Annotated in this window: 20 protein-coding genes and 2 pseudogenes; 19 read left to right on the top strand and 3 right to left on the bottom strand. The window is 41.6% G+C overall.

Annotated features, from left to right (window positions below; genetic code table 11):
• Window positions 1-84: 84 nt before the first annotated feature.
• The 5 genes from truA (at window position 85) to purF (ending at window position 5,105) form a co-directional block, all read left to right on the top strand.
• A complete protein-coding gene (truA, locus tag LMH66_RS16495; protein ID WP_229371334.1) occupies window positions 85-870 on the top strand; it encodes a tRNA pseudouridine(38-40) synthase TruA in 786 nt (261 codons plus the stop codon).
• Window positions 871-984: 114 nt separating this feature from the next.
• Entirely contained in the window at window positions 985-2,301 is a 1,317-nt protein-coding gene (folC, locus tag LMH66_RS16490; protein WP_229371333.1) for a bifunctional tetrahydrofolate synthase/dihydrofolate synthase, read from the top strand.
• Between the two features lie 13 nt (window positions 2,302-2,314).
• The gene (gene dedD / locus LMH66_RS16485) at window positions 2,315-2,956 is read left to right on the top strand and encodes a cell division protein DedD (RefSeq protein WP_102527172.1); all 642 of its coding nucleotides are present in this window, start codon (window positions 2,315-2,317) and stop codon (window positions 2,954-2,956) included.
• Window positions 2,957-3,071: 115 nt separating this feature from the next.
• Window positions 3,072-3,560: a CvpA family protein gene (locus tag LMH66_RS16480; protein WP_102527171.1), complete on the top strand. Its 489-nt coding sequence runs from the start codon at window positions 3,072-3,074 to the stop codon at window positions 3,558-3,560.
• A gap of 33 nt (window positions 3,561-3,593) precedes the next feature.
• Window positions 3,594-5,105: an amidophosphoribosyltransferase gene (gene purF, locus LMH66_RS16475; protein ID WP_102527170.1), complete on the top strand. Its 1,512-nt coding sequence runs from the start codon at window positions 3,594-3,596 to the stop codon at window positions 5,103-5,105.
• A 92-nt stretch (window positions 5,106-5,197) separates the two neighbouring features.
• Here the strand turns inward: purF and LMH66_RS20580 are convergent.
• A pseudogene (locus LMH66_RS20580) lies at window positions 5,198-5,395 on the bottom strand (hypothetical protein); the annotation flags it as partial.
• Window positions 5,396-5,530: 135 nt separating this feature from the next.
• Between LMH66_RS20580 and LMH66_RS16465 the strand changes: the two are divergent.
• Together LMH66_RS16465 and LMH66_RS16460 are read left to right on the top strand one after the other, a co-directional pair.
• On the top strand, window positions 5,531-5,758 hold the full coding sequence (locus LMH66_RS16465; RefSeq protein WP_229371332.1) for a DUF2164 domain-containing protein: 228 nt from the start codon (window positions 5,531-5,533) through the stop codon (window positions 5,756-5,758).
• A gap of 397 nt (window positions 5,759-6,155) precedes the next feature.
• Window positions 6,156-7,061, top strand: a complete 906-nt coding sequence (locus tag LMH66_RS16460; RefSeq protein ID WP_229371331.1) for a dienelactone hydrolase family protein — start codon at window positions 6,156-6,158, stop codon at window positions 7,059-7,061.
• A gap of 168 nt (window positions 7,062-7,229) precedes the next feature.
• Here the strand turns inward: LMH66_RS16460 and LMH66_RS16455 are convergent, their stop codons facing one another.
• Entirely contained in the window at window positions 7,230-7,412 is a 183-nt protein-coding gene (locus tag LMH66_RS16455) for a hypothetical protein (protein WP_102527167.1), read from the bottom strand.
• A 412-nt stretch (window positions 7,413-7,824) separates the two neighbouring features.
• Here LMH66_RS16455 and LMH66_RS16450 point away from each other — a divergent pair, with 412 nt between their 5' ends.
• From LMH66_RS16450 to LMH66_RS16425, 6 genes and pseudogenes are all read left to right on the top strand, one after another.
• On the top strand, window positions 7,825-9,855 hold the full coding sequence (locus LMH66_RS16450; protein WP_229371328.1) for a DNA topoisomerase III: 2,031 nt from the start codon (window positions 7,825-7,827) through the stop codon (window positions 9,853-9,855).
• 83 nt (window positions 9,856-9,938) lie between these two features.
• The gene (locus LMH66_RS16445) at window positions 9,939-10,724 is read left to right on the top strand and encodes a heparin lyase I family protein (RefSeq protein ID WP_229371326.1); all 786 of its coding nucleotides are present in this window, start codon (window positions 9,939-9,941) and stop codon (window positions 10,722-10,724) included.
• 323 nt (window positions 10,725-11,047) lie between these two features.
• Window positions 11,048-11,500, top strand: a complete 453-nt coding sequence (locus LMH66_RS16440; RefSeq protein WP_102527164.1) for a hypothetical protein — start codon at window positions 11,048-11,050, stop codon at window positions 11,498-11,500.
• A gap of 58 nt (window positions 11,501-11,558) precedes the next feature.
• Window positions 11,559-11,770, top strand: a pseudogene (locus LMH66_RS16435) (hypothetical protein).
• Complete coding sequence (locus LMH66_RS16430) at window positions 11,770-12,756, top strand: HlyD family secretion protein (protein ID WP_102527163.1); 987 nt, start codon at window positions 11,770-11,772, stop codon at window positions 12,754-12,756. The pseudogene LMH66_RS16435 and the gene LMH66_RS16430 overlap by 1 nt, the downstream one beginning before the upstream one ends.
• Before the next feature lie 217 nt (window positions 12,757-12,973).
• The gene (locus LMH66_RS16425) at window positions 12,974-13,474 is read left to right on the top strand and encodes a hypothetical protein (protein ID WP_102527162.1); all 501 of its coding nucleotides are present in this window, start codon (window positions 12,974-12,976) and stop codon (window positions 13,472-13,474) included.
• A gap of 229 nt (window positions 13,475-13,703) precedes the next feature.
• Here the strand turns inward: LMH66_RS16425 and LMH66_RS16420 are convergent, their stop codons facing one another.
• Entirely contained in the window at window positions 13,704-15,002 is a 1,299-nt protein-coding gene (locus LMH66_RS16420) for an alpha/beta fold hydrolase (protein WP_229371324.1), read from the bottom strand.
• 343 nt (window positions 15,003-15,345) lie between these two features.
• Here LMH66_RS16420 and LMH66_RS16415 point away from each other — a divergent pair, with 343 nt between their 5' ends.
• From LMH66_RS16415 to LMH66_RS16390, 6 genes are all read left to right on the top strand, one after another.
• Window positions 15,346-15,990 (top strand): MBL fold metallo-hydrolase, encoded by a 645-nt coding sequence (locus LMH66_RS16415; protein WP_102527160.1) that lies wholly within the window; start codon window positions 15,346-15,348, stop codon window positions 15,988-15,990.
• A 389-nt stretch (window positions 15,991-16,379) separates the two neighbouring features.
• On the top strand, window positions 16,380-17,486 hold the full coding sequence (locus tag LMH66_RS16410) for an XdhC family protein (RefSeq protein ID WP_229371322.1): 1,107 nt from the start codon (window positions 16,380-16,382) through the stop codon (window positions 17,484-17,486).
• Entirely contained in the window at window positions 17,486-18,142 is a 657-nt protein-coding gene (locus LMH66_RS16405; protein ID WP_229371319.1) for a nucleotidyltransferase family protein, read from the top strand. Before LMH66_RS16410 ends, LMH66_RS16405 begins: the two co-directional genes overlap by 1 nt.
• A 3-nt stretch (window positions 18,143-18,145) precedes the next feature.
• Entirely contained in the window at window positions 18,146-18,613 is a 468-nt protein-coding gene (locus LMH66_RS16400; protein WP_102527157.1) for a (2Fe-2S)-binding protein, read from the top strand.
• Window positions 18,614-18,615: 2 nt separating this feature from the next.
• Complete coding sequence (locus LMH66_RS16395; protein ID WP_229371317.1) at window positions 18,616-20,874, top strand: xanthine dehydrogenase family protein molybdopterin-binding subunit; 2,259 nt, start codon at window positions 18,616-18,618, stop codon at window positions 20,872-20,874.
• A gap of 654 nt (window positions 20,875-21,528) precedes the next feature.
• Window positions 21,529-22,035 (top strand): hypothetical protein, encoded by a 507-nt coding sequence (locus LMH66_RS16390; RefSeq protein ID WP_229371315.1) that lies wholly within the window; start codon window positions 21,529-21,531, stop codon window positions 22,033-22,035.
• Window positions 22,036-22,393: the final 358 nt, after the last annotated feature.

Here is a 22,393-nt window from a genome sequence, read left to right as displayed (position 1 = left end):
ACAAACATGATCAAACGGCGCAGCATGCATGCGCCGTTTTTTTTGTGCTAAAATGCGCGCTCTTTAAACTTGAGGGTTATTTCAATGCGTGTGGCGTTAGGTGTCGAATACGATGGTAGTCAATATTTCGGTTGGCAGCGACAGAAAGAAGTTACTTCTGTGCAAGCGAGAATAGAAGCAGCTTTATCATCAATAGCCAATGAACCAATTGAGATAATTTGTGCCGGTAGAACCGACTCCGGTGTTCACGGCACAGGTCAAGTTGTGCACTTTGATACGCAATCAACGCGTCAAATATCGGCATGGACACTAGGCGTTAATGCCAAATTGCCTGATGACATTGCTATTCGCTGGGCAAAAGAGGTGGATGATACCTTTCATGCGCGTTTTTCTGCTACGGCACGTCGTTACCGTTATATTATTGATAACAGTGAATTTAGACCTGGCATTCTGCGTAATGGTTTAAGCCATTATCACTATGAAATTGACCATGAGTTAATGCATCAAGGCGCGCAGTTATTTGTGGGTGAGCATGACTTTACCAGCTTCCGCGCACTTCAATGTCAGGCCCACAGCCCAGTGAGAACCATTGAATTTGTTAATGTAACTCGTCAAGGCAGGTTCATCATGATTGATATTAAAGCCAATGCTTTTTTACATCACATGGTGCGTAATATTGTTGGTACTTTGATTGAGATTGGTCAATCAAACCAAAAAGTGGAATGGGTTAATGAGCTACTTGCATTAAAAGACCGCAAGTATGCCGCGCCAACATCTAAACCTAATGGCCTGTATTTAGTTGATGTGACTTACCCTGAGCATTATGGGCTCCCCAAACCACCAATGGGTCCATTGTTTATGCTCGATTGAGTTTATTGCTAAATTAACACTCGAATACAAACAGCTGCACGAATATATTCAGCACGAATATACTTAGCTCGAATATAAATAGAACAAATAAGCATTGTTGCGTTAAGGAATAACATGGTTTCAGTGAATAGCAATCAAGCTATATCGGCCCCAGCAAAAGAGGCTAATTTGTCTCAATGGTTAAATTATTTACTTTCTATTCATCCAACTGAAATAGAAATGGGCTTAACGCGCGTCACTGAAGTGGCACAACGATTAGACCTGTTACACCTTAACTCAACGGTAATCACAGTTGCAGGCACAAACGGCAAAGGCACCACTTGTGCCATGATTGAGTCAGTGTTATTGCAAGCCGGTAAAACGGTTGGCGTGTATAGCTCGCCTCATTTAGTTCACTTCAATGAACGAGTACGTCTTAATCATAAAGATGTATCAGATGAGCAATTAATTGCCGCTTTCACAGCGATTGAGCAAGCCAGAAGTCAGCCGCAACAAACAGAAATTTCATTAAGCTTTTTTGAATATGCCACACTTGCGGGTTTGTATATTTTTAAACAAGCGAAACCTGATGTGGTGTTGCTCGAAGTTGGCTTAGGCGGACGTTTAGACGCCACTAACATTATCGATGCCGATGCTTGTGTGATTACCTCAATTGATATCGACCATCAAGAGTACCTTGGTGATACCCGAGAACTCGTTGGCCGTGAAAAAGCAGGTGTCTTTAGACGTCACCGTTTAGCCGTTATTGGTGAGCCTGACGTACCGCATACGGTATTGGATTACGCAGCTGAAATTAGCGCGAATGTTTATCAGGTGAACAAAGACTTTAGTTATCATCTTAACGGTGATAAATGGCAATTTAGCGGTAAAAATGGCGCAATAAATTCACTCACTTTACCTAAGTTACCATTAGCCAATGCTGCTACGGCCATCGCTGTGATAGAACAAACTTGGCCTGAAATCAGTACTGCAGCTATCACTACAGGCATTGCCACAGCAAGGTTATCAGGCCGATTAGAACAAGTGTCAGATTCGCCAAGAGTGTTAGTTGACGTTGCTCATAATCCCCATGCGGCAAAGTATTTAGCGTCTCAATTGCAACAATATAAGCCGGCTCGTATTATTGCTTTGTGCGGCATGCTAAAAGATAAAGATGCATCAGCAGTGCTTACAGAGCTTAACGATACTGTGGATGAGTGGTACTTTACTAGCTTAGATGTTGAGCGCGGTTTAGATGCCAATACACTGGCAAGTTGCCTTGCAGCTAATAACGCAACTAATAACACAGCTAATACAACTGCTGTGAAGGCATTTCAGTTTGATTCGATAGATCAAGCTTGGCAAAGTGTCAGTGCAAATATTACTGCAGATGATGTGGTAATTGTTTTTGGCTCATTTTACACTGTGGCTGGCTTTAGCAAAATTTTATAAAGGAAATAAACATTTGTCTGCTCAATTTCAAAACCGATTAGTGGGAACGGTTGTTATCGTAGCGCTTGGGGTGATTTTTTTACCTGACTTGCTCGATGGCAAAAAACAACGTGAAATCGAAGAGTTTACCGAAATTCCGCTGCGCCCAGTGATTAATGAGCAAACCAGCGATGTCATTGGCGAAGGCTACACACCTGAAACATTTGAAGTGGAAGAAATTGCCCAAACTCAAGACTTAGGAGCCTCTGAAGATTCGTCTGAAAAAGTCACTCCAGCTGCCACTACTGCCTCTGATAGAACGTCCTCAGATAAAAATGCATCAACTAGTGCCAAAGCAGCATCTGCGACATCAACACCTGTACAAGTCGCTAAAGCAAAGCCAGAAGTTAAAAAAGTCGAGCCTATTAAAGCGGGTTATACCTTACAACTTGGCGGCTTTAATAATGCTAAAAATGTTGAAGAGTTAGTCAAAAAACTCAGACAAAATGGTTTTACCGCATATACCTTGCCAGCTAAACCGATAGATGGCTCGCTAACAAAGGTATTCGTAGGGCCTGAACTTTCTGCTGAAAAACTCAAAACATACCAGAAAAAAATCAATAAACTAAATGGTCTTCAAGGCAAAATTGTTCAATACAATCCCCTAGAAAACTAACTATTCACTATTGTTTGGTACAGCGCAAAGTCAATTTATCTAGCAGTTGGTGAGAAAGTTTTCTGTCTCTGTTAGAATCGCGCCGTCTTAACATCTATACCGGATCCCCATCTCAATGGTTTGGATTGATTACGCTATTCTCATCGTCATCGGCTTATCAACTGTCATCAGTTTGATCCGCGGATTTGCCAAAGAAGCCATGTCTTTAGTGGTATGGTTCGCTGCCTTCTTTATTGCCAGCCAATTCTATCAAGACTTAGCCGTTCATTTAACCCAAATGAACGATGAAATGACCCGCAATGGTGTTGCCATCGCCGTGTTATTTGTCGCCACGCTTATCTTGGGCGCATTAGTTAATTATTTATTAGGTCAACTGGTTTCTAAAACCGGTTTATCAGGCACCGATCGAGTCTTAGGCTTGTGTTTCGGTGCGCTTCGCGGGGCATTAATTGTCAGCGCTATCTTATTTTTTCTGGATGCTTTTACTGGTTCGCCAAGTCAAGACTGGTGGAAAGAGTCAGAACTTGTACCCCAATTTGGTGTCGTTATTCAGTGGTTTTTTGACTACTTGGAAAACACATCTAGCTTTGTACCCAAAATATAAATATAAAACATCTTACAATGAGGAAGCTTACCCATGTGTGGTATCGTCGGAATAGTTGGTCAGTCATCGGTTAATCAAACCATTTATGATGCATTGACCGTGCTTCAGCACCGTGGTCAAGATGCAGCAGGTATTGTAACTGTTGACAAGAGTGCGTTTCGTTTACGTAAGGCAAATGGATTAGTTAAAGACGTTTTCGAAGTTAAACATATGCAGCGCCTGCAAGGTAAAGCAGGTATTGGACACGTTCGTTATCCAACTGCGGGTAGCTCAAGTGCTTCTGAAGCGCAGCCGTTTTATGTTAATTCACCGTTTGGTATTTCATTAGCCCATAACGGTAACTTAACCAATACAGTTGAGTTAGCTGAAAGCTTAGTGAAAAAACGTCGTCATGTTAACACCACCTCAGATTCTGAAGTGTTATTAAACCTACTTGCTGATGAGCTTCAAGAGACTCGTAGTTTAACCTTAAGTGCCGATGAAGTATTTGACGCTGTTGCTAAAGTGCACGCGCAAACTCGTGGTGCTTACGCCGTTGCTGCAATGATCATTGGTCAGGGCTTAGTGGCATTTCGCGACCCATTTGGTATTCGTCCGTTAGTGTTAGGTAAGCATGAAACACCAACGGGTACTGAATACATGGTGGCATCAGAAAGTGTTGCATTAGACGCTGTTGGCTTTGAAGTCATGCGTGATGTTGCACCTGGTGAAGCGATTTATATTTCATTAGATGGTCAGCTATTTACTCGCCAATGTGCAGTCGACCCAAGCTATGCACCGTGTATCTTCGAGTTCGTATATTTTGCTCGTCCAGATTCTGCGATGGATAAAATTTCAGTTTACGGCAGTCGCGTAAACATGGGCGCAAAACTAGGCGCTAAAATTCAAAAAGAATGGGAAGATCATGACATTGACGTGGTTATTCCAATTCCTGAAACCTCATGTGATATCGCATTAGAAATCGCACGCTGTATGGAGCTTCCTTACCGTCAAGGTTTCGTGAAGAACCGTTACATTGGCCGTACGTTCATCATGCCAGGTCAACAAGAGCGTAAGAAGTCAGTACGTCGTAAACTCAACGCCATTAATACTGAGTTTAAAGGTAAAAACGTATTGTTAGTCGATGACTCTATCGTACGTGGTACCACTTCAGAGCAGATTATTGAAATGGCACGTGAAGCTGGCGCGAAGAAAGTGTACTTTGCTTCAGCAGCTCCTGAAATCCGTTTCCCTAACGTGTACGGTATTGATATGCCAACGACCAATGAGTTAATCGCTCACGGCCGTGATGCTGACGAGATTGCAAAAATCATCGGCGCTGATGGCATTATCTTCCAAGACTTAACTGACTTGGTCGATGCAGTAGGCATGGAAAACCCTGAAATCAAGCGTTTTGAAACATCAGTATTCGATGGCCAATACATCACAAACGATGTTGACCAAGCTTACTTAGACCACTTAACGCAGTTACGTAATGATGACGCGAAAGCGAATAGCAAAGACATCGGCACTAACTTAGAAATGCATAACGTCTGTCATCCTTAATTAGTTATGACAGTTTGTGTGTTAAAAGCCAGCGAAAGCTGGCTTTTTTGTTTTTGAATAATGTAAAAACAACAGACCCTTGATTGTAAATAATTAGGGCCTGTTGATCTTTCAAGGTTGTTTTTGCAGCGAGTTGTTGGCCATTTGTACAAGGCAGAGACTTTGTGGTGTAGTTATTCTACATAAAAAGTCGATAACGCAGTAAAAATGACCAACAAACGCTGCCCGAAGGGTTCGACTAAAAGCGTTTTACTCTTTGTTGGATGAATTTTGCTTAGATGACTAGGCATCAACTCATCCGCCTCGATTAAAACGCTTTTACTTCGAACAAAATTTAACCAGCAAAGTTCAACAGGCCCTAGGGCTAAGCAGTTTAAATTGTTAATTTACGCTGATAATTAAGATGTGTACGGAGAGCCAAGCAGATGTCTAAAATTGAGTTTACTGCAGAACAGCGTGAACTGATGGTGCAAAAAGTTCAAACCTATTTTGAAGATGAACTAGACCAAGATTTAGGTCAGTTCGATGCCGAATTTTTATTGGATTTCTTTGCCAGTAATATTGGTGCGCACTTTTATAACCGTGGCTTACATGATGCACGAGCCATATTCGAAGCTCGTATCGAGACTATTGATGAAGAAATATACCCATGATACTTCAAGATGCAAAGTCAGCAAGGCAAATAGTGCCAAGATGCTAGGCATAAAATTGAAGTATAGTTATTCTACATCGATATTTTATAACAACGCAGATTGGTGCTATTTGACTTGCCCTACGGGGCGCAAGCTCGAAAACCACTGCTACGTTGTAACCTTTGAAAAGTGAATAACAATTACCTCAGCTTACGCCTTGCATTGATATCCGAGCTTGTGCCTGACAAAGCATCTTGAGGTAACATGGGTATAAACGGTATTGAGAAAGATATAAAATAGCTTCTCAAGTAAATCAATCATTTACTATTTGTACGACAAACTATTTACATTGTGCTTTTCCTCCCCTAGGTTAGTCAAAGAAACTCAATCTTAAATGATTCAAAATGGAGGAAAGACAATGTCTCAGCTACAAAGAAATGATATCCCACAAGAAGCATTTGATTGGTACGATGAATATGCCCACGGTGGCATGGATCGTCGAACCTTCATGAAGAAACTAGGTACCTTAGTCGCAGTCGGTTATTCCATGACTGTACTCACCTCAGCTTTGCTGCCAAATTACGCACTGGCTGAGCAGGTGTCGTTTAATGATGCTGACATTAAGGCCACTTATGAAAAGTTTACATCTCCATTAGGCCATGGCGAAGGCCAAGGGTATTTAGTTGTTCCCGCTAATGTTGATTCAAACAAAACTGCAGTTTCTTTACCTGTGGTGTTAGTCATACACGAAAACCGAGGCTTAAACCCTTACGTTAAAGATGTTGCACGCCGTTTAGCTAAAGCAGGTTTTATCGCCTTCGCACCCGATGCACTTTATCCACTGGGTGGATACCCAGGTAATGATGATGAAGGCCGAGCGATGCAAAAATCTATGGATCGCGATAAAATCCAACAAGATTTTGTCGCTGCAGCAAAGTTTTTAAAATCTCATGAAAACAGTAATGGAAAACTCGGCGCTGTAGGTTTTTGCTTTGGTGGCTATATCGTCAATTATCTTGCTGCAGTCGAATCTGATTTACTTACCGCAGGCGTGCCTTTTTATGGAACACCCGCTAAGAAAGAACTCCGAGAAAATATTAAAGCCTCATTGATGGTACAACTTGGTGAAGAAGATGAACGGGTTAATAAATCTTGGCCAGATTATGAAGCTGACTTAAAGCGGTTAAATGTGCCATACCAAATGCACATGTATAAGAATGCCAAGCATGGATTTCATAATGACTCTACATCACGCTTTGATGAAGCGAATGCAAAGCTTGCTTGGGACAGAACCATTGCATTTTTTAATCAAGAATTGGCTTAAGTCGCACTTGATGGCTCACTGAAATGTGGTGATGACAAGACATAAAAAAGCAGTGCAAGCACTGCTTTTTTTTATGCCATTGACTTAAGTGTTAACGCAACGGCGTAAGTCTTTTAATCCTGATAGATGTAATGCGTGTTAATACACCCTTTAAACTATCACCGACATTTAAAATACGCAGGTGAGCATATCCACAAGCTCAGTTTCAGTTGTTGGCATTTTTGCGAGCTCAATCATTTCAGGCGAACCGCCATTTAGCATATAAGCACTGGTTGTTAAGTGGTCATGGTGAAACCATTTACCGTTAACACAAACGTCGGTATAGCACTTCTCACATTGCTTCAATTCCATAACGGGCTCCTGACCTCATTTTCTGCGTTAACTAAAACTATCTCAAGAATTTGTTCGCAATCATGATCTGGATCAACTTTACTCCAGCTTTAATCAAGCAGGGAAAGATGATTTGATTGTTTAAAGAGGCTAAATAAGTCAATTGTATGGCTATTGGAGCTAATTTATATTGTTTATAAATCGATTATGAAAATTTACTACAATAATTGGCGCGCGTTAGCGCGAGAGTTAGTTAGATTTGCTTTATAAATGTTATCTGGTGTTCGACACGAGTTATTTATATTCATTTATTGTTTTCGATAAATTATTTCTTGAATGACTATTAAAATGCACTGTAATTATATACAGTAAACTAATTCTGATGAAAAAGCCTGCTTAAAAGTGCTTTAACGATTTTGATGGTTTGAACTAAATGATCCTTTATATTGCCGAAAAACCTAGCTTAGGTCGTGCCATAGCCGATGTATTACCTAAGCCTCATAAAAAAGGTGATGGTTACATCATGACAGCCAATGGTGATTGCGTGTCTTGGTGCGTGGGACATTTATTAGAACAAGCAGAACCCGACGCTTATGATCCCGCTTATAAGTCGTGGCAATTAGCTCACTTGCCAATTGTGCCACAGCAATGGAAGTTAAAACCTAAATCAAAAACACGCTCTCAGCTAAGCACATTAAAAAAACTGATAAAACAGGCATCAAGTCTGGTTAACGCAGGCGATCCTGATAGAGAAGGGCAATTACTGGTTGATGAAGTGATATCCCATTCTGGTATTAAAGCCGATAAGATTAGCCAAACTCAGCGGCTACTCATCAGCGATTTAAATCCCTCTGCAGTGAAAAGAGCATTAAACCAAATGCGCAGCAATAAAGAGTTTGTGCCGCTTTCAACTTCAGCACTGGCGCGTAGTCGTGCTGATTGGTTATACGGCATGAATATGACTCGTGCATATACCATTCAAGGTAGAAAGGTCGGTTATCAAGGGGTTTTGTCGGTCGGTCGGGTACAGACGCCAGTGCTTGGTTTAGTTGTTAGACGTGACGAAGAAATTGCTCATTTTGTGCCAAAACCGTTTTACGATGTGTTAGCTCATCTTATCACTCAAGAAAATCAAACCTTTACGGCTAAATGGAAACCCAGTGAAGCCTGTCAGCCCTACATGGATGAAGAAGGGCGAGTGCTGGCTAAAGGGCTTGCTGAAAATGTGGTTGGCCGTATCACTAATCAACCTGCTGAAGTCACAAAACTGGAAGCTAAGAGTAAACGTCAAAACCCACCATTACCTTACAGTTTATCTGCGTTGCAAATTGACGCTGCAAAGCGTTTTGGGATGAGCGCCAAGGACGTGTTGGATACGTGCCAAAGCTTGTATGAACGCCATAAGCTGATTACTTACCCACGTTCTGATAGCCGTTATTTGCCGGTTGAGCAACATGGTTTAGCGCCGCAAGTTATTAATGCAATATCCAAAAATGATCCGTCACTAACTGCAAAAGCGGATTCACCAAATAGCAAACTTAAATCCAAGGCGTGGGATGACAAAAAAGTCGATGCTCATCACGCGATTGTACCAACAGAAAAAGTCACTAATTTGGCCAATTTATCCAGTAAAGAAGCCAAGTTATATTCACATATTGCCAGACAATATTTAGCCCAGTTCTATAAGGCTTACTTATACGATGAAACTCAGGTAGAAGTGACTATTGCAGGTGGCTTGTTTACCACCAAAGCCAAGCAAGAAACCTCATTAGGTTGGAAACAGCTGTTTGCTGCAAGCGATACGACTAAAAAGGATGATGATGAACTGGCGACCTTACCAGCACTCACTCAAGGTCAGTTGTTACATTGCACTCAGGGTGAGCTTCTTGAAAAGGTGACTCAACCGCCTAAACATTTCACTGATGCGACGTTATTGGGTGCGATGACGGGTATCAACCGCTTTGTGACCAACAAAGACGTTAAAAAAATCCTTAAAGATACTGATGGCTTAGGCACAGAGGCCACCCGTGCGGGGATTATTGAGTTACTGTTTAAACGCGGTTATTTGCAGCGCCAAGGCAAATCGATTGTAGCAACTCCTGTGGGTATTGGTCTGGTCAACTCATTACCTGAGTCAGCCACAACACCGGATATGACCGCATTATGGGAAAGTAGTCTGGATGCCATTAGTCAAAAGCAATTACGTTACGATGCGTTTATGTCTCCTTTGCTAAACCAGTTGAATGACTTGATTACTCAAGCAGCGAATCAATTACCTAGTGCTCTATCAGGTGTCACAGGCCCTGGTTATAAAAAGCGTCGCAGCAGTAGTTCAAGAGGCAGTAGTTCAAAAGGTAGTAGTACAAAAAGCAGTGGTTATAAAAGAAAAACGTCTTCTTCCTCTTCAGGCAATAAAACGATAAAAAATACCACTAAGCGAGTATCGAAAAAAACCGCTAATTAGCTTAAATTAACTTATTCAATCGGAAGTATGTGCTTAGTTAAATTATTACTCCTGAGCTTAAATGAAATTTATGGATGAGTTACATGCAGCAAGGCGTTCACTTTTTTATTAAATCAACTTTAGTCATCTTAAGTGTATTGATGAGTAACATTTGTTGGTCGGCTGGGGGGTGGCAAGAAACATTTGCTGAATTGAATCTAGATAATTGGTCATACGTGCTTCACCCACAAGGCATCAACATTCTTCCTAAGCCTGCAGGGTTAAATCTGACTAATTCAGAATCAATTTCAGATATTACGAGTGAACCTAGTTCAAATTACGGTGCGTTATTAACAATTAAAGGTGAACAATCTTACCTATGGCGTGGGATTGAAGCACTTAACCGAGTAGAACTACAACATAAACCCACCCATACTCGCCCAGGTCAAACAACCACTGTTAGCTGGCAATTTCTACTACCTCAACTATTTAGTGAAGATACCCATCAGATTGCTTACTGGGAGTCAGATAAAACCTACCGGCAAAGCTATCGTTTACAGCTTAATGGTTCACGCATGAGTTTGGTTTCTAATATCGCAAAATCAGTTGTTATAGATGGTGAAGCTGCGCAACCTAATACTAAGCAAGCCTTGTGGTACCTTGACGATATTAAAGCTAATACTTGGTATACGGTGACATTAGAAACATACTGGTCGATGACTGAAGGTCGCATAATGATGGCAATAAACAATCAGCCTCAAGTACATTTAACCCTGCAAACGCTTGTGGCACACGATGAAAATATGTTTATCCAGTTAGGCATTCTACGAGAACGTGCAGACCGAGTTGAATCTATTTGGTTAGATAACGTGAAAGTTGACCATTTTTAATCGACTGATTAATTACCGAACATTCATATTTGTATATTCTATATGACGACTCGTTAGCTAAATTCCTGTTAGTCATTACTCATTACTCATTACTCATTACTCACTGCTCATTACTCACTGCTCATTACTCACTATTTATAACGCATAACGCACTACTTACTACAAATACCTCACTCCTCATTTCTAGTTCGAGTCACTGTGGCTGATTTTTTCATTTCGATGCTTAATAATGCGTGGCGCAAAATGGTAACTTTGCCGTAGCTTCTCTCCTTATAATTTCTGCCATACCAAGATGATTCAACAACATCAAAATAAGGCAGGCTATGACAGAACAAATATCTTCGTCTATTGATACCACTGCAGCTAATGCTAAAGCAGGTTTTTTTAATCGCCATAAAACAAAATTTTATATTTTATTGACGCTGCTGGCGGTCATTTGTGGCTCGGTATTACTAGCAAATGGTTTTACCGTTCATCACAAAGATATTCCAGCGGATTATTGGACCACCACTTCAGCGTTAAAGGGTAAGTTGCTGGACACTGAAATCTTTATTGGTGCATTAACCATGATGTTGGTCGTGACTATTTGCTTAGCAATTTGGGGTTACTGGAAACTTCATTCTCTACCCAAAAAGCATGCTGAACATACGGGGCAAGCAAAATTGATTTTCTGGTTATGTACTATCGGCTTTTTTTACAATGAATTGTGGATAGCTGCCATCTTAATTGTTGTAACCGATTGGAAAAAGATTTCGGCAGTGATTAGGACCTGTTGATCTTTGCAGATTAAGTTTTGTTCGAAATATAAGCGTTTTAATTGAGGCGAATGGATTGATGCCTAGTCATCTAAGCAAAATTCATTCAACAAAGAGTAAAACGCTTTTAGTCGAACCCTTTGGGCAGCGTTTGTTGGCTATTTTTACTGCATTATCGACTTTTTATGTAGAGCACTACACCACAAAGTCTCTGCTTTGTATAAATGGCCAACAATTCGCTGCAAAAATAACCTTGAAAAATCAACAGGCCCTATAGGGAGACAAGCATAATGAAAGAACTATTGTATCCATATGTACTTATTTGCTGGATTTTAATTAAAACTGGCTTAGTAAAACGCACGACGGCTAATTATATTTCTATGATTGTTGTAGGTGTGCTGATTAACCTTGCAGTGTTCTTTGCTCATCGATTCTATTCTCCTGTGGACTTAACTGATTCATCGGTTGTGAGAGCACAAACAGCGGTTTTAAGCCCGATTACAGAGTCAATCGATAAGTATTATGTTAAGCACAATCAGAAAGTTAAAGAAGGCCAGTTACTCTACACTTTGGTGAATAATGAAGAAACAAATAGCCTTCGCCAGATTGAAGCTGAGATTAATAGCTTAGATGCTGATATAGCACAAACTGAGCAGGATTTAGCAAGGTTAACTCAAGTTAAAAATGTCGTGGCTAAACGAGACATTGATAAGTATCAATCAAGGTTAAATGCGATGAAATTTGATCGTGAATCATTAGTTGCCCAGCAACAACAAGCTGAGTTTGAAAATAGCCAGCTAGAAATTCGCGCTCCTTTTGATGGCGCAGTAACACGCATTGATACAGCAGCTGGGTCAAGAATTGGTAATATTCAACTGTGGAATACTGAAACTAAAATCCTTGAGATGCGTATACCCGATCAGCTATGGAACCGAGTAAAGCAAGGTCAATTTGCCGAGTTTTATGTAGATGCATATCCTGGGCACATTTTTAGAGGGCGAGTTCACTCAATATCTTTAGCTACGGGGGAGGCAAGAGGCAGTCACGGCAGTCAAGAACAAGGCGTCGCTCAGCAGTTAGTCAATAACTCAAAAAATATTGGCCGAACAGTGCTGATTGAGTTTAGCGACCCAGAAGGCATTGAAATTCCGATTGGCGCACGAGGCTCAGCCTGGATTTCTACTGAGAAACCTTTTTCACTGCTAGGCCCGATTGATATGTTAGGGGCCGCAACACTCAGGCTTAAAGCATTGAAAAGCTTCTTTGGCGCTTTTTAGGTATTAGCTTAATAACGGGTAAAATAATATAGCGGCTTAAGCACTGGATTGAATGGCTGAAACGAACAGCTGAAACGAATAGCTGTAACCAACAACTATTCGAATGAGTTAGTCAGATACTTCATGTGGTAATATGTTTGTGTATTGTTGTAATGTGGTTAATATAAATGAGTGATTAATCTTTTTTTATAAAGTATCAATATATTAGAGGTTTATAATGTCAGCAGAAACAACCAGTATTGCCACACCTTTGCATGGTTTTAATAGTCCCCAACGTTATTTTGTTGGTTATACTCTCGCTGTTTTAGTCGATTTGACGGTGTTAAATCTACTTGCTGAGTACTGGCAACATATTAGTGTCTCGTCTTTCTCAATTTCATTATTAGTCGCCATTCTGTTGCAATTGCTGTTAAAGCTAACCATAGCCTTTGAACATAAGTTAGCTGACTACTTCAAAAGTAAACCTGGCACTGCACCTAAGGTTTATCGCGCGCTAAGTACTTGGGCGATTTTGTTCTTTTCGAAAATCATCATGCTTGAAGCCATTAACTTAGCCTTCGGCGACAGTATTACCTTTACTGGCCCATTTGACGGCATCGTTGCTTTCTTTGTTTTAGTGTTTGGTATTTTGATTGCAGAATTTATGGTATCGAAGATTTATTTCTCGCTTCGTGACAAACCTAACGATGAAACTGAAGGTGCGGCCGCAGCCAGCTAGCGATGAGTGGGAATTTAACTTTGTTGGTGAATGATTGAAATAAAGCATACTGACCACTGAATTTGAGGCAAAAAAAATGAGTAATTCAATTAAGGATTACTCATAAAAAATTCACTAGTTCACAACATAAAGGGCGGAACAGGATAGATTATGCCCGTTCTTACTTAACTGAAAATTAAATTAGCCTTTCATATTGTGATCACAAGCAGGTTTTAGCTTAAATATTATATTATCTAAGACTCTTTTGGCGATTCAATGAGATTAGCTTATCTAAAACCCGCTCGCCATCGATACGAATACCATTGTGCTCATATTCTGATGTGAGCCAATATTTCAAGTTATCAACTAATTGCACCGTTTCTAGGCTGTAGTTCATATCGACATACATGTCTTCGCTATAGATGGCAGCACTGACAGGAACAGTGTTTTGCATCAGCACATCAACATCATATAAATTGCTCCAATCAGCTTTTTCGGCAATGGCATTTGCTAATGCTTTAAGAGGCTTTAATTGATTAAATTGCTCAAACATCCACGGGTAAATCATTTCGCCAGTGAATAATAAGCGTTGTCCTCGCTGATAATTAAACTGTTGGAACTGTTCTCTAACACGATGGGCAGACCAATTTGCACCTTGCTGATGGAACTGTTGGCAGTAAATCGACTCATGCATTAAAGCGAAAATAGGGTTGGTGTTATAGTCTAAGAATTGACTAAATTGATGTAAGAAAAGCGGATTAATCTGTTTACCTGAGCCTGTTTCAATCAAGGCTTGTTCTAATAAATAGTAAACGGCTTCAGGCCCTTGCTCCATACCGATATTCACACCCAGTAATTGCAACATCTCAACGGTGAGTTGCTCGCCTGTGGCTAATGTGACCTGATTATTATCGATGAACTCAGCTAACTCAGCGGTTAATTGCTCAGCATCTTTAAAGCGGTGATAAAAGTCATTATTCTTTTTTATCACTCGCTGATAAGTGGCTTTATAAACATCATCAGCTCGACGGGTTAACGACGGAATACCACCAGTAATGAAGGCTTCTTTAATTGAATCAGGTGCAGCAGATAGATAATGCAGTACGCAGAAACCACCAAAGCTTTGGCCTAAAATACTCCACTGGGTATTGTTGGTTAATTTGAGGCGAATGAATTCAGCATCTCGAATGATATTATCAGCGCGAAATTGACTGACATAATCCACTTGTTCATCGACAGATAAATGCTCAAGGGTTGCGTGGTTGATAAGGCTTGAAAGCCCTGTCCCGCGTTGGTCTAGCAAGACCACTCGATATTCTTGTAGCGCACGTTTAATCCAACCTGAGTTTTCAATCGGTCTAACAGCCCCAAATCCTGGGCCACCTTGAAAATAAACCAGAAAGGGGAGATCTTTTTGCTGGTTTTCTGTGCTGACAATTTCACGGGCAAAGACGGTGATTTTTTCCCCTTCTGGCTGCTGATAGTTGAGCGGAACCGAGAAAAAATGTTTCTTGGAAACAATACCTGAAAGAATGCTGTCCATTTGCATGCTGTACCTGTGATGTGAATAGAGTCTTAGAAAGGGGGTATTGTAGAAAGCTTAACTATCGATCACAATGAAAACTTATCGCAACCAGTGTAAGTTTTGTTAGCGAGAGCTAATTTATGTTCCTTTAAATTTACACTAGCTAGAAGTCTATTCACCGTGAGTCAATTAAAGCTGATATTCCCTTTAGCTACGCAGCACTAGCAGTTTAAGCTACGACTTTGCATCATACGTAAGGGCTAATCTGAGTTTTTTATAAATATTTAAAAGATAGATCAAACTTTTTTGTGCTATTTGAAGCATAATAAGCTCAAAGCAAACGCCTGCTACTGTAAGGAAATAAGCAATGAAATATCAAATCATTCCAGTCACCCCGTTCCAGCAAAATTGTAGTGTGATTTGGTGTGACAAAACCAAACTTGCAGCAGTGGTTGATCCTGGCGGAGATATTGACAGAATCGTATCTGAAGTCAGTAAGTTAGGCTTAAAATTAGAAAAGATTTTATTAACCCATGGCCATATTGACCATGTTGGCGGAGCTAAAACTCTCGCTAATCAACTTAATATTCCCATTATCGGCCCTCACGTGGCCGACAAGTTTTGGTTAGAAGGTTTGGCTAAACAGAGCCAAAACTTCGGATTTCCGCACATTGACTCGTTTGAGCCGACGCAATATCTCAATGAAGGTGATAATGTCACTGTCGGTGAGCAAACGTTATCAGTACTGCATTGCCCAGGACACACACCAGGACACATTGTATTTCATTCGTCTGAGTCACAAATTGCTTGGGTAGGGGATGTTTTGTTTAGAAGCTCAATAGGTCGCACTGATTTCCCGCAGTCTGATCATAAGCAACTGATTAATTCAATTACTCAAAAATTGTGGCCTTTAGGAGAGAAAGTTAACTTTATTCCCGGACATGGCCCCATGTCGACCTTTGAAGAAGAACGTCAACATAATCCATTTGTTGCTGATCAGTTGTTGGCCTAATCGCTTACATTAAACTGGCTTTTATTAAAGTGGCTTATATTAAAGTCGCTTATATTAAAGTCGCTTATATTAAAGTCGCTTATATTAAAGTCGCTTAAGACAGTTTGTTCAACCGAGTCAGTTTCGCATAAACAGTTACATTTTTTATCCTTTCCTTCGTATATTAGCAAACCAGCGAGTAGCTTGACTCGCTGGCAAGTTATGTTGATATATCACCTCGAGTTACAGCATTAAATTCCCAGTAATCTTTGCATTATTGACATCCTTTGTTAGCTTATGTTGAGCCTCGCTGAAATGTGAGGGCTACGACTGGGTAACGATTTGATGCTCCCTCTGGACAAATTGCTGCTACAGAAGTGAATTATGGACTGATTTAGCAGGCAGGGACTATGGCGCATCACTTACTTTCATTACTCGACTCATGGGCAGAAAAACCGCAATTGGAATGGGCGTTAGCTGTCATCACGTCAGTTGAAGGTTCATCTTATCGCAAAGCGGGCGCTATCATGTTGTTTGACCCACTCGGTAAAACGTTGGGAATGCTCAGTGGTGGCTGTTTAGAGGCAGATTTACGTCGCCATGCTCAAGATGCGATTCAAACTCAACGTATTGCTCATATTACCTATGATGCTACTGATGAAAACGATACGAGTTACCAACTCGGTTGTGGTGGGCTTGTTAATATCATGATGGTGCCATTACTGGCAGATAACCAATACCTTGGTTTGCCAGAACTTCATCAGCAGCTTACTCGCGGTAATCAGGGACATTATCAATTATCTCTCAATGACCACAAGAGTCATGCAGGAGAAATGTCAGGTAAATTCATTGCATCCAATGCTGCGAAACATGACAGTTTCGAACCCTCCTCAAAAACGCAGCCGCTCACTAAACAGAGCGCTAAGCAGGTCACGAAACAGCTCACGAAACAGAGTGCTAAACAGATCACAAAGCGGGTCGTATTAGATGGGCAAGATTATTTATCTGTCCCTGTGAGAGCGCCTTATCATCTGGGGATATTTGGTGGTGGGTTAGATGCTCAGCCGTTAGCCGCAATAGCTGCCGAGCTTGATTGGAAAATTACCGTATTCGATAGTCGCTCCGCCTATGCGCGCAGCTATGACTTTCCTGCTGCAAAAATCAATAAAACACCGCTTACTCAATTGAAAACAGAAGAGCTTACTCAACTCGATGCTGCAGTGGTGATGAACCATAACTTAGACCTCGACTGCGACGCCCTTAAAGCGCTGCAGCCTACCAATATTGATTACATTGCATTGTTAGGTCCAGGGCATAGGCGGGATAAAGTGTTTGGCTTAGCTGAGTTAACAGAACAAGATTTCAGTGGTTTCTTTTCAGCGCCAGCAGGGCTTGCACTGGGCGGTGAACTGCCTAGTTCTGTGGCGTTAAGTATTTTATCTCAATGCCATGGCGTGTTACACCACCGCATTGGCAAGCAGGCAGAATTGAGTCGTTTAGATAAGGTGATGTCCTAGTGACGTTTTTATCTAAGCCCCCTAAAGTGGTCAGCGTGATGTTGGCTGCAGGTCAAAGCACACGATTTGATGGTGCAAAGCTTGCTGCCATAGTATCAGGCCCAGAAGTGAATGACCCAGACCCACAAGCTAACCCCCACAGTTTACTGACTCACAGCCTATTGGAATTAACCCAGGCGGCTGAGCAAATAGATATTGGTAAACCTTGCGTTATCCTAGGCGGTCATATCGATGTGTTATCGCCATTAGTGCCAATGAATACACCGATACTCATCAATAAAGACTGGCAATCGGGCATCGCCAGTTCGGTCGCCATGGCGGCAAAATATGCCCAGGCCGAAAAAGCCGATGCTCTGTTGTTAAGCCTTGCAGATCAAGTGGCTGTTTCCCAATTACATTATTTAAGCCTATACCGTGTGTTTTGCCTTTTTGGTCAAACCACCGCGGCTTATTATCAACAAAACCCGGGTGTACCTGCGATATTTGTAGCTGAAGACTTTGATGCCCTTCAGCAGCTCGAAGGTGATGCTGGGGCTAAAAAACTATTAAAACAACATTTAACTAATCAAACCTTGGCCGTACTTCCGTTAGAGCAAGCCGCCATTGATATTGATACCCAAGCCGATCTTAGCTGGTGGTTGGCCAACAAGGAGTAAGTGATGACGCAACAAACGCAAACACTTGAAGTGAACGGTAAAAGCTTCACCTTAGATGCAGATCCAAATATGCCAATTTTATGGGCGCTGCGAGATATTTTAGGCTTAACAGGCACCAAATATGGTTGCGGTGCAGGCCTTTGCGGCGCGTGTACCGTCCACATTGATGGTGCGCCAGTTCGCGGCTGCTTAACCAGCATAAAACAAGCAGCGGGTAAGTCAGTAACGACCATTGAAGGGCTTGAAGCCGATAAGCTAAAAGCCGCGTGGGAGAAACATAACGTACCGCAATGTGGCTACTGCCAAGCAGGACAACTTATGTCAGCGGCAGCGTTACTTAACACCACAGCCAAACCGTCTGAAGCGCAAATTGATGATGCCATGTCGGGTAATATTTGCCGCTGTGGCACTTACCCTCGCATAAAAGCTGCAATTAATACCGCTGCTGAAAACAGTAAAGTGGAGGCATAACCATGACCACATTTACCGCAGTTGAAAACATTAGCCGTCGTAACGTGCTAAAACTGTTTGGCGCAGTGGGCGGAGGCTTAGCCTTAGGCGCATCTGGCTTAGCGTGGAGTCCCATGGCAATTGCTCAAGAGGCTATTGCTCAAGGCAAGCAAGCGCAGCTGAACATCTTTATCGCCATTGGTGAAGACAATAAGGTGTATTTAACCTGTCACCGCTCTGAAATGGGTCAAGGCATTAGAACAGGTGTGCCACAAGTCTTAGCCGATGAGCTAGAAGCTGAGTGGGATCAAATCGTTGTGGTTCAAGGTTTGGCTGACGAGCAATATGGCAGTCAAAACACTGATGGTAGCCGCAGTATCCGTAAGCATTATCAAAAAATGCGTCAAATGGGCGCAACTGCAAGGAGCATGCTAGAGCAAGCAGCAGCTAACCAGTGGCAAGTGACGCCAGCAGATGTGTATGCCAAAGCAGGTAAAATTCATCATAAAACTAATGGTAAAAGCCTGTCATTTGGCGAGCTTGCCATTGCAGCCTCTGCACTAACAACACCAGCACTTGAAAGCGTGGCATTAAAGCCTGCGTCGAAATTTACTCATATCGGAAAATCGCCCACCATCGTAGATATGGACGATATGCTTAACGGCAAAGCTGAATATGGTTTTGATGTAAAAGTAGCAGGTATGGTGCACGCCTCAATTACTCGACCGCCAGTATTGGGTAGCGATATAGCGACTTTAGATGATAGCGCTGCTCGCAAAGTGGCAGGGGTATTGGATGTGATTCAAATTCCGATATCAAAAGGCGCGCCGTTATTTCAGCCCCTTGGTGGTGTTGCGGTTATTGCAACTAATAGCTGGAGTGCGCTGCAAGGCCGTAAAGCACTAAAAATCACCTGGACAGACTCTGCAAACAGTCAATATGACTCGGATACCGATTTAGCAGCGCTTGTTAAACGCGTTGGTGAGTCAGGTACGGTTATTCGTCAATTGGGCGAATCAGTCAGTGATTGGAGTGACAACAATAGTTTATCAGCAGTTTATACCGTGCCGTATTTGACCCATGCCATGATGGAGCCGCCAGCGGCCGCTGCATCAGTGACTAAAGACGGCTGCGAAATTTGGGCATCAACTCAAACACCACAAAGCACCCAGAAAAATGTTGCTGGGGTTTTAGGCTTAAAAGATGAGCAAGTGAAAGTGAATGTCACCTTGCTAGGTGGTGGCTTTGGCCGCAAATCAAAACCTGACTTTAGCGCCGAGGCAGCGTGGTTATCACAAAAAATTGCTAAACCAGTCAAACTGTTATGGAGCCGTGAAGATGAAATTCAAAACGGTTACTACCATGCTATTAGTGCACAGCATTACCAAGCTAAGTTAGATGGCAATAAAGCGCCAACGGCGTTACTTGCCCGTACTGGTTTTCCATCGATTAGTTCAACCTTTGCCGAAGGCGTTGATATGCCATCAGCAGGGGAGTTAGACCTTGGCTTTTCTGATATGCCGTTTAACTTAAGCCAAATTCAGTTGGAGTCTGTTAAAGCCACTGCTCATTCTCGAATCGGTTGGATGCGCTCAGTGTGTAATATTCAGCATGGCTTTGGTGTCGGCAGCTTTGTCGATGAGCTTGCAGTAAATGCAGGTAAACCTTGTATTAGTATGTGGCGTGAGCTGCTGGGCAAACCGCGACATGAAAAGCTTGAAAACCAAGTGGTGAAATACGGTAATTATGGTGAAACCTTAGAGGATTTCCCTATTGATATCGGCCGCTATTTAGGCGTGATTGATGCAGTAGAAAAGGCCATGGCAAAACAGCCTAAAATCCAAGCCAATCAAGGTTGGGGCTTTGCAGTACATCGCAGCTTTGTCAGCTATGTTGCAGTGGCCACATTAGTTGAAATGGACGGCGATAAGTTGACTGTATTAAAAAGCATTGCGGCGATTGACGCAGGCACTGTGGTCAACCCTGATAGGGTACATTCGCAAACCGAAGGCGCCATCATATTCGGTTTAAGCTTGGCGATGATGGGCGAAATTAGTTATAAAGACGGTAAAGTCGAGCAATCTAATTTCCATAACTATCCGCTGCTACGCATCGGCCAGTCACCTGAAATCGAAACCATTATTGTCGAGTCAGATGCAAAACCTGCAGGAGTGGGTGAACCCGGCGTGCCACCCGTTGCACCAAGTTTAACCAATGCCATATTTGCAGCCTCAGGTAAACGTTATCGAGATTTACCACTGAGTAAAGTGCTGAAAATCTAGTTCCAACATTTAAAGTAATATCAATGCCCAAGCTAGGTTATAGCTTGGGCTTTTTTTTATGAAATTAATAGGTGGGAATGAATAGGTGGAAATGTATAGGTCGGCATATATAGGTGGGAATGAGCAACGAACTTGGTAATTTAAGTTACCTGCATATTGTCAGAATCTACTGTTTGGCAGTCTATTATGAAAGTGTATTGTTAAAGTCTATTATTAAAGTGAATTATCAAATACATATCTGTATCACATAAGTGCAAACTTACTTCTCGTTATGTAAACAAGAAAATTCTCACTTTCTATTATCATCACGCCTTAAGCTTATGAAAATGAATAACTTTTTTAATATGGCTATTTACATAAGGACCCAAATTAATTCTCGGTTATCTCAATTCTCGGTTTTATCCACTATTTAGTCGATTGATTTAAATTTTGATGGCTGTTAAGTTATTAAAATTATTAATAAATTAAGCTGAAAAGTGATTGAGTATTGGTAAGTAGCCTAGGGGTGTTTATCGGAATTCTCGCTAATAAGCTGTTATACGCAATGAGTACTTAACAAGCTTGATCTTGACGTCTTTCACCACCAAGGTGGTTAGTTTACTGTAACCAATCTAAGTGTATAATTTGAAAGTAGTTTATACCGAGGTGACAAGTATGAGAACAACATTGATTCTATTGGCTGATTTGAGTTACCAAGTAGGTATTATAGGTCTCAATGAGTATCTAGAAAGACTGCGTGTAGCAGATGAGCTTTTTGAGCCTGACGAACTTGAATCAATGAGTTCAGATGAGCATGATCTAAATTCAAATCATTCTATGAATTCAGATCGTGAAGATGAACTGAGTTTTGTAGGTCTCGGAAAGTGGAAGTTTACGCCAGGTGACGTTGATTGTTTCCCTTCTGTCCCACATGGGCACCTTCATGTGAAGACATCTCCTATACGCGTAAATCCATATACGGGAGTTGTATTTAACGCAAACAACAAAGAACTTGCAAAAGAGCGCTTGAAAAAGAAAGAAATGATAGCGCTGTGGAGTGATTCCAAATTCCGGGATTATTGTCGTGTGGAAATTTTGTGGTATTCAGATTTCGCACCTAGATATAAGTTTCCAAATGCGAAACATGGAAAAATGAAGCTACCGAGGTGGCGCAAGCGATAAGCATCTAACAGATAAGGATAGGCCGCGCGTAGCCGCGTCCTTATCCCAAGTGTTGAACAAGCCCGAGTGATACTTTTATAGTGTAAATATCGGCGTAAGAACTTACGCTTTTTCGATGTGTGCTGAGCTGTTACATTTTTTACTAGCCGCATCGATCCCTTAGCATCGTCAGCTAATTTCTTTATCCCAATTTATCAATGCCTTAGCACCTCCTGATACTTTTATTGTTCTGCATCTTAAGTGTTAACTTTCTAATTCCTCGGCTTAAACAGTGGCGTTAGGTGTCGTTGGTTTTTGCCTGAAAAAGCTTGTCAGTCGTACATGCACTTTTTCATCCCTTCGTTGCCAGCAACCCATA

The organism is Shewanella sp. 10N.7, assembly GCF_020806285.1.
GTDB lineage: Bacteria > Pseudomonadota > Gammaproteobacteria > Enterobacterales > Shewanellaceae > Shewanella > Shewanella electrodiphila.
The sequence above is the reverse complement of the archived record's forward strand: the minus strand, read 5'-3'. Positions and strand labels throughout refer to the sequence as shown.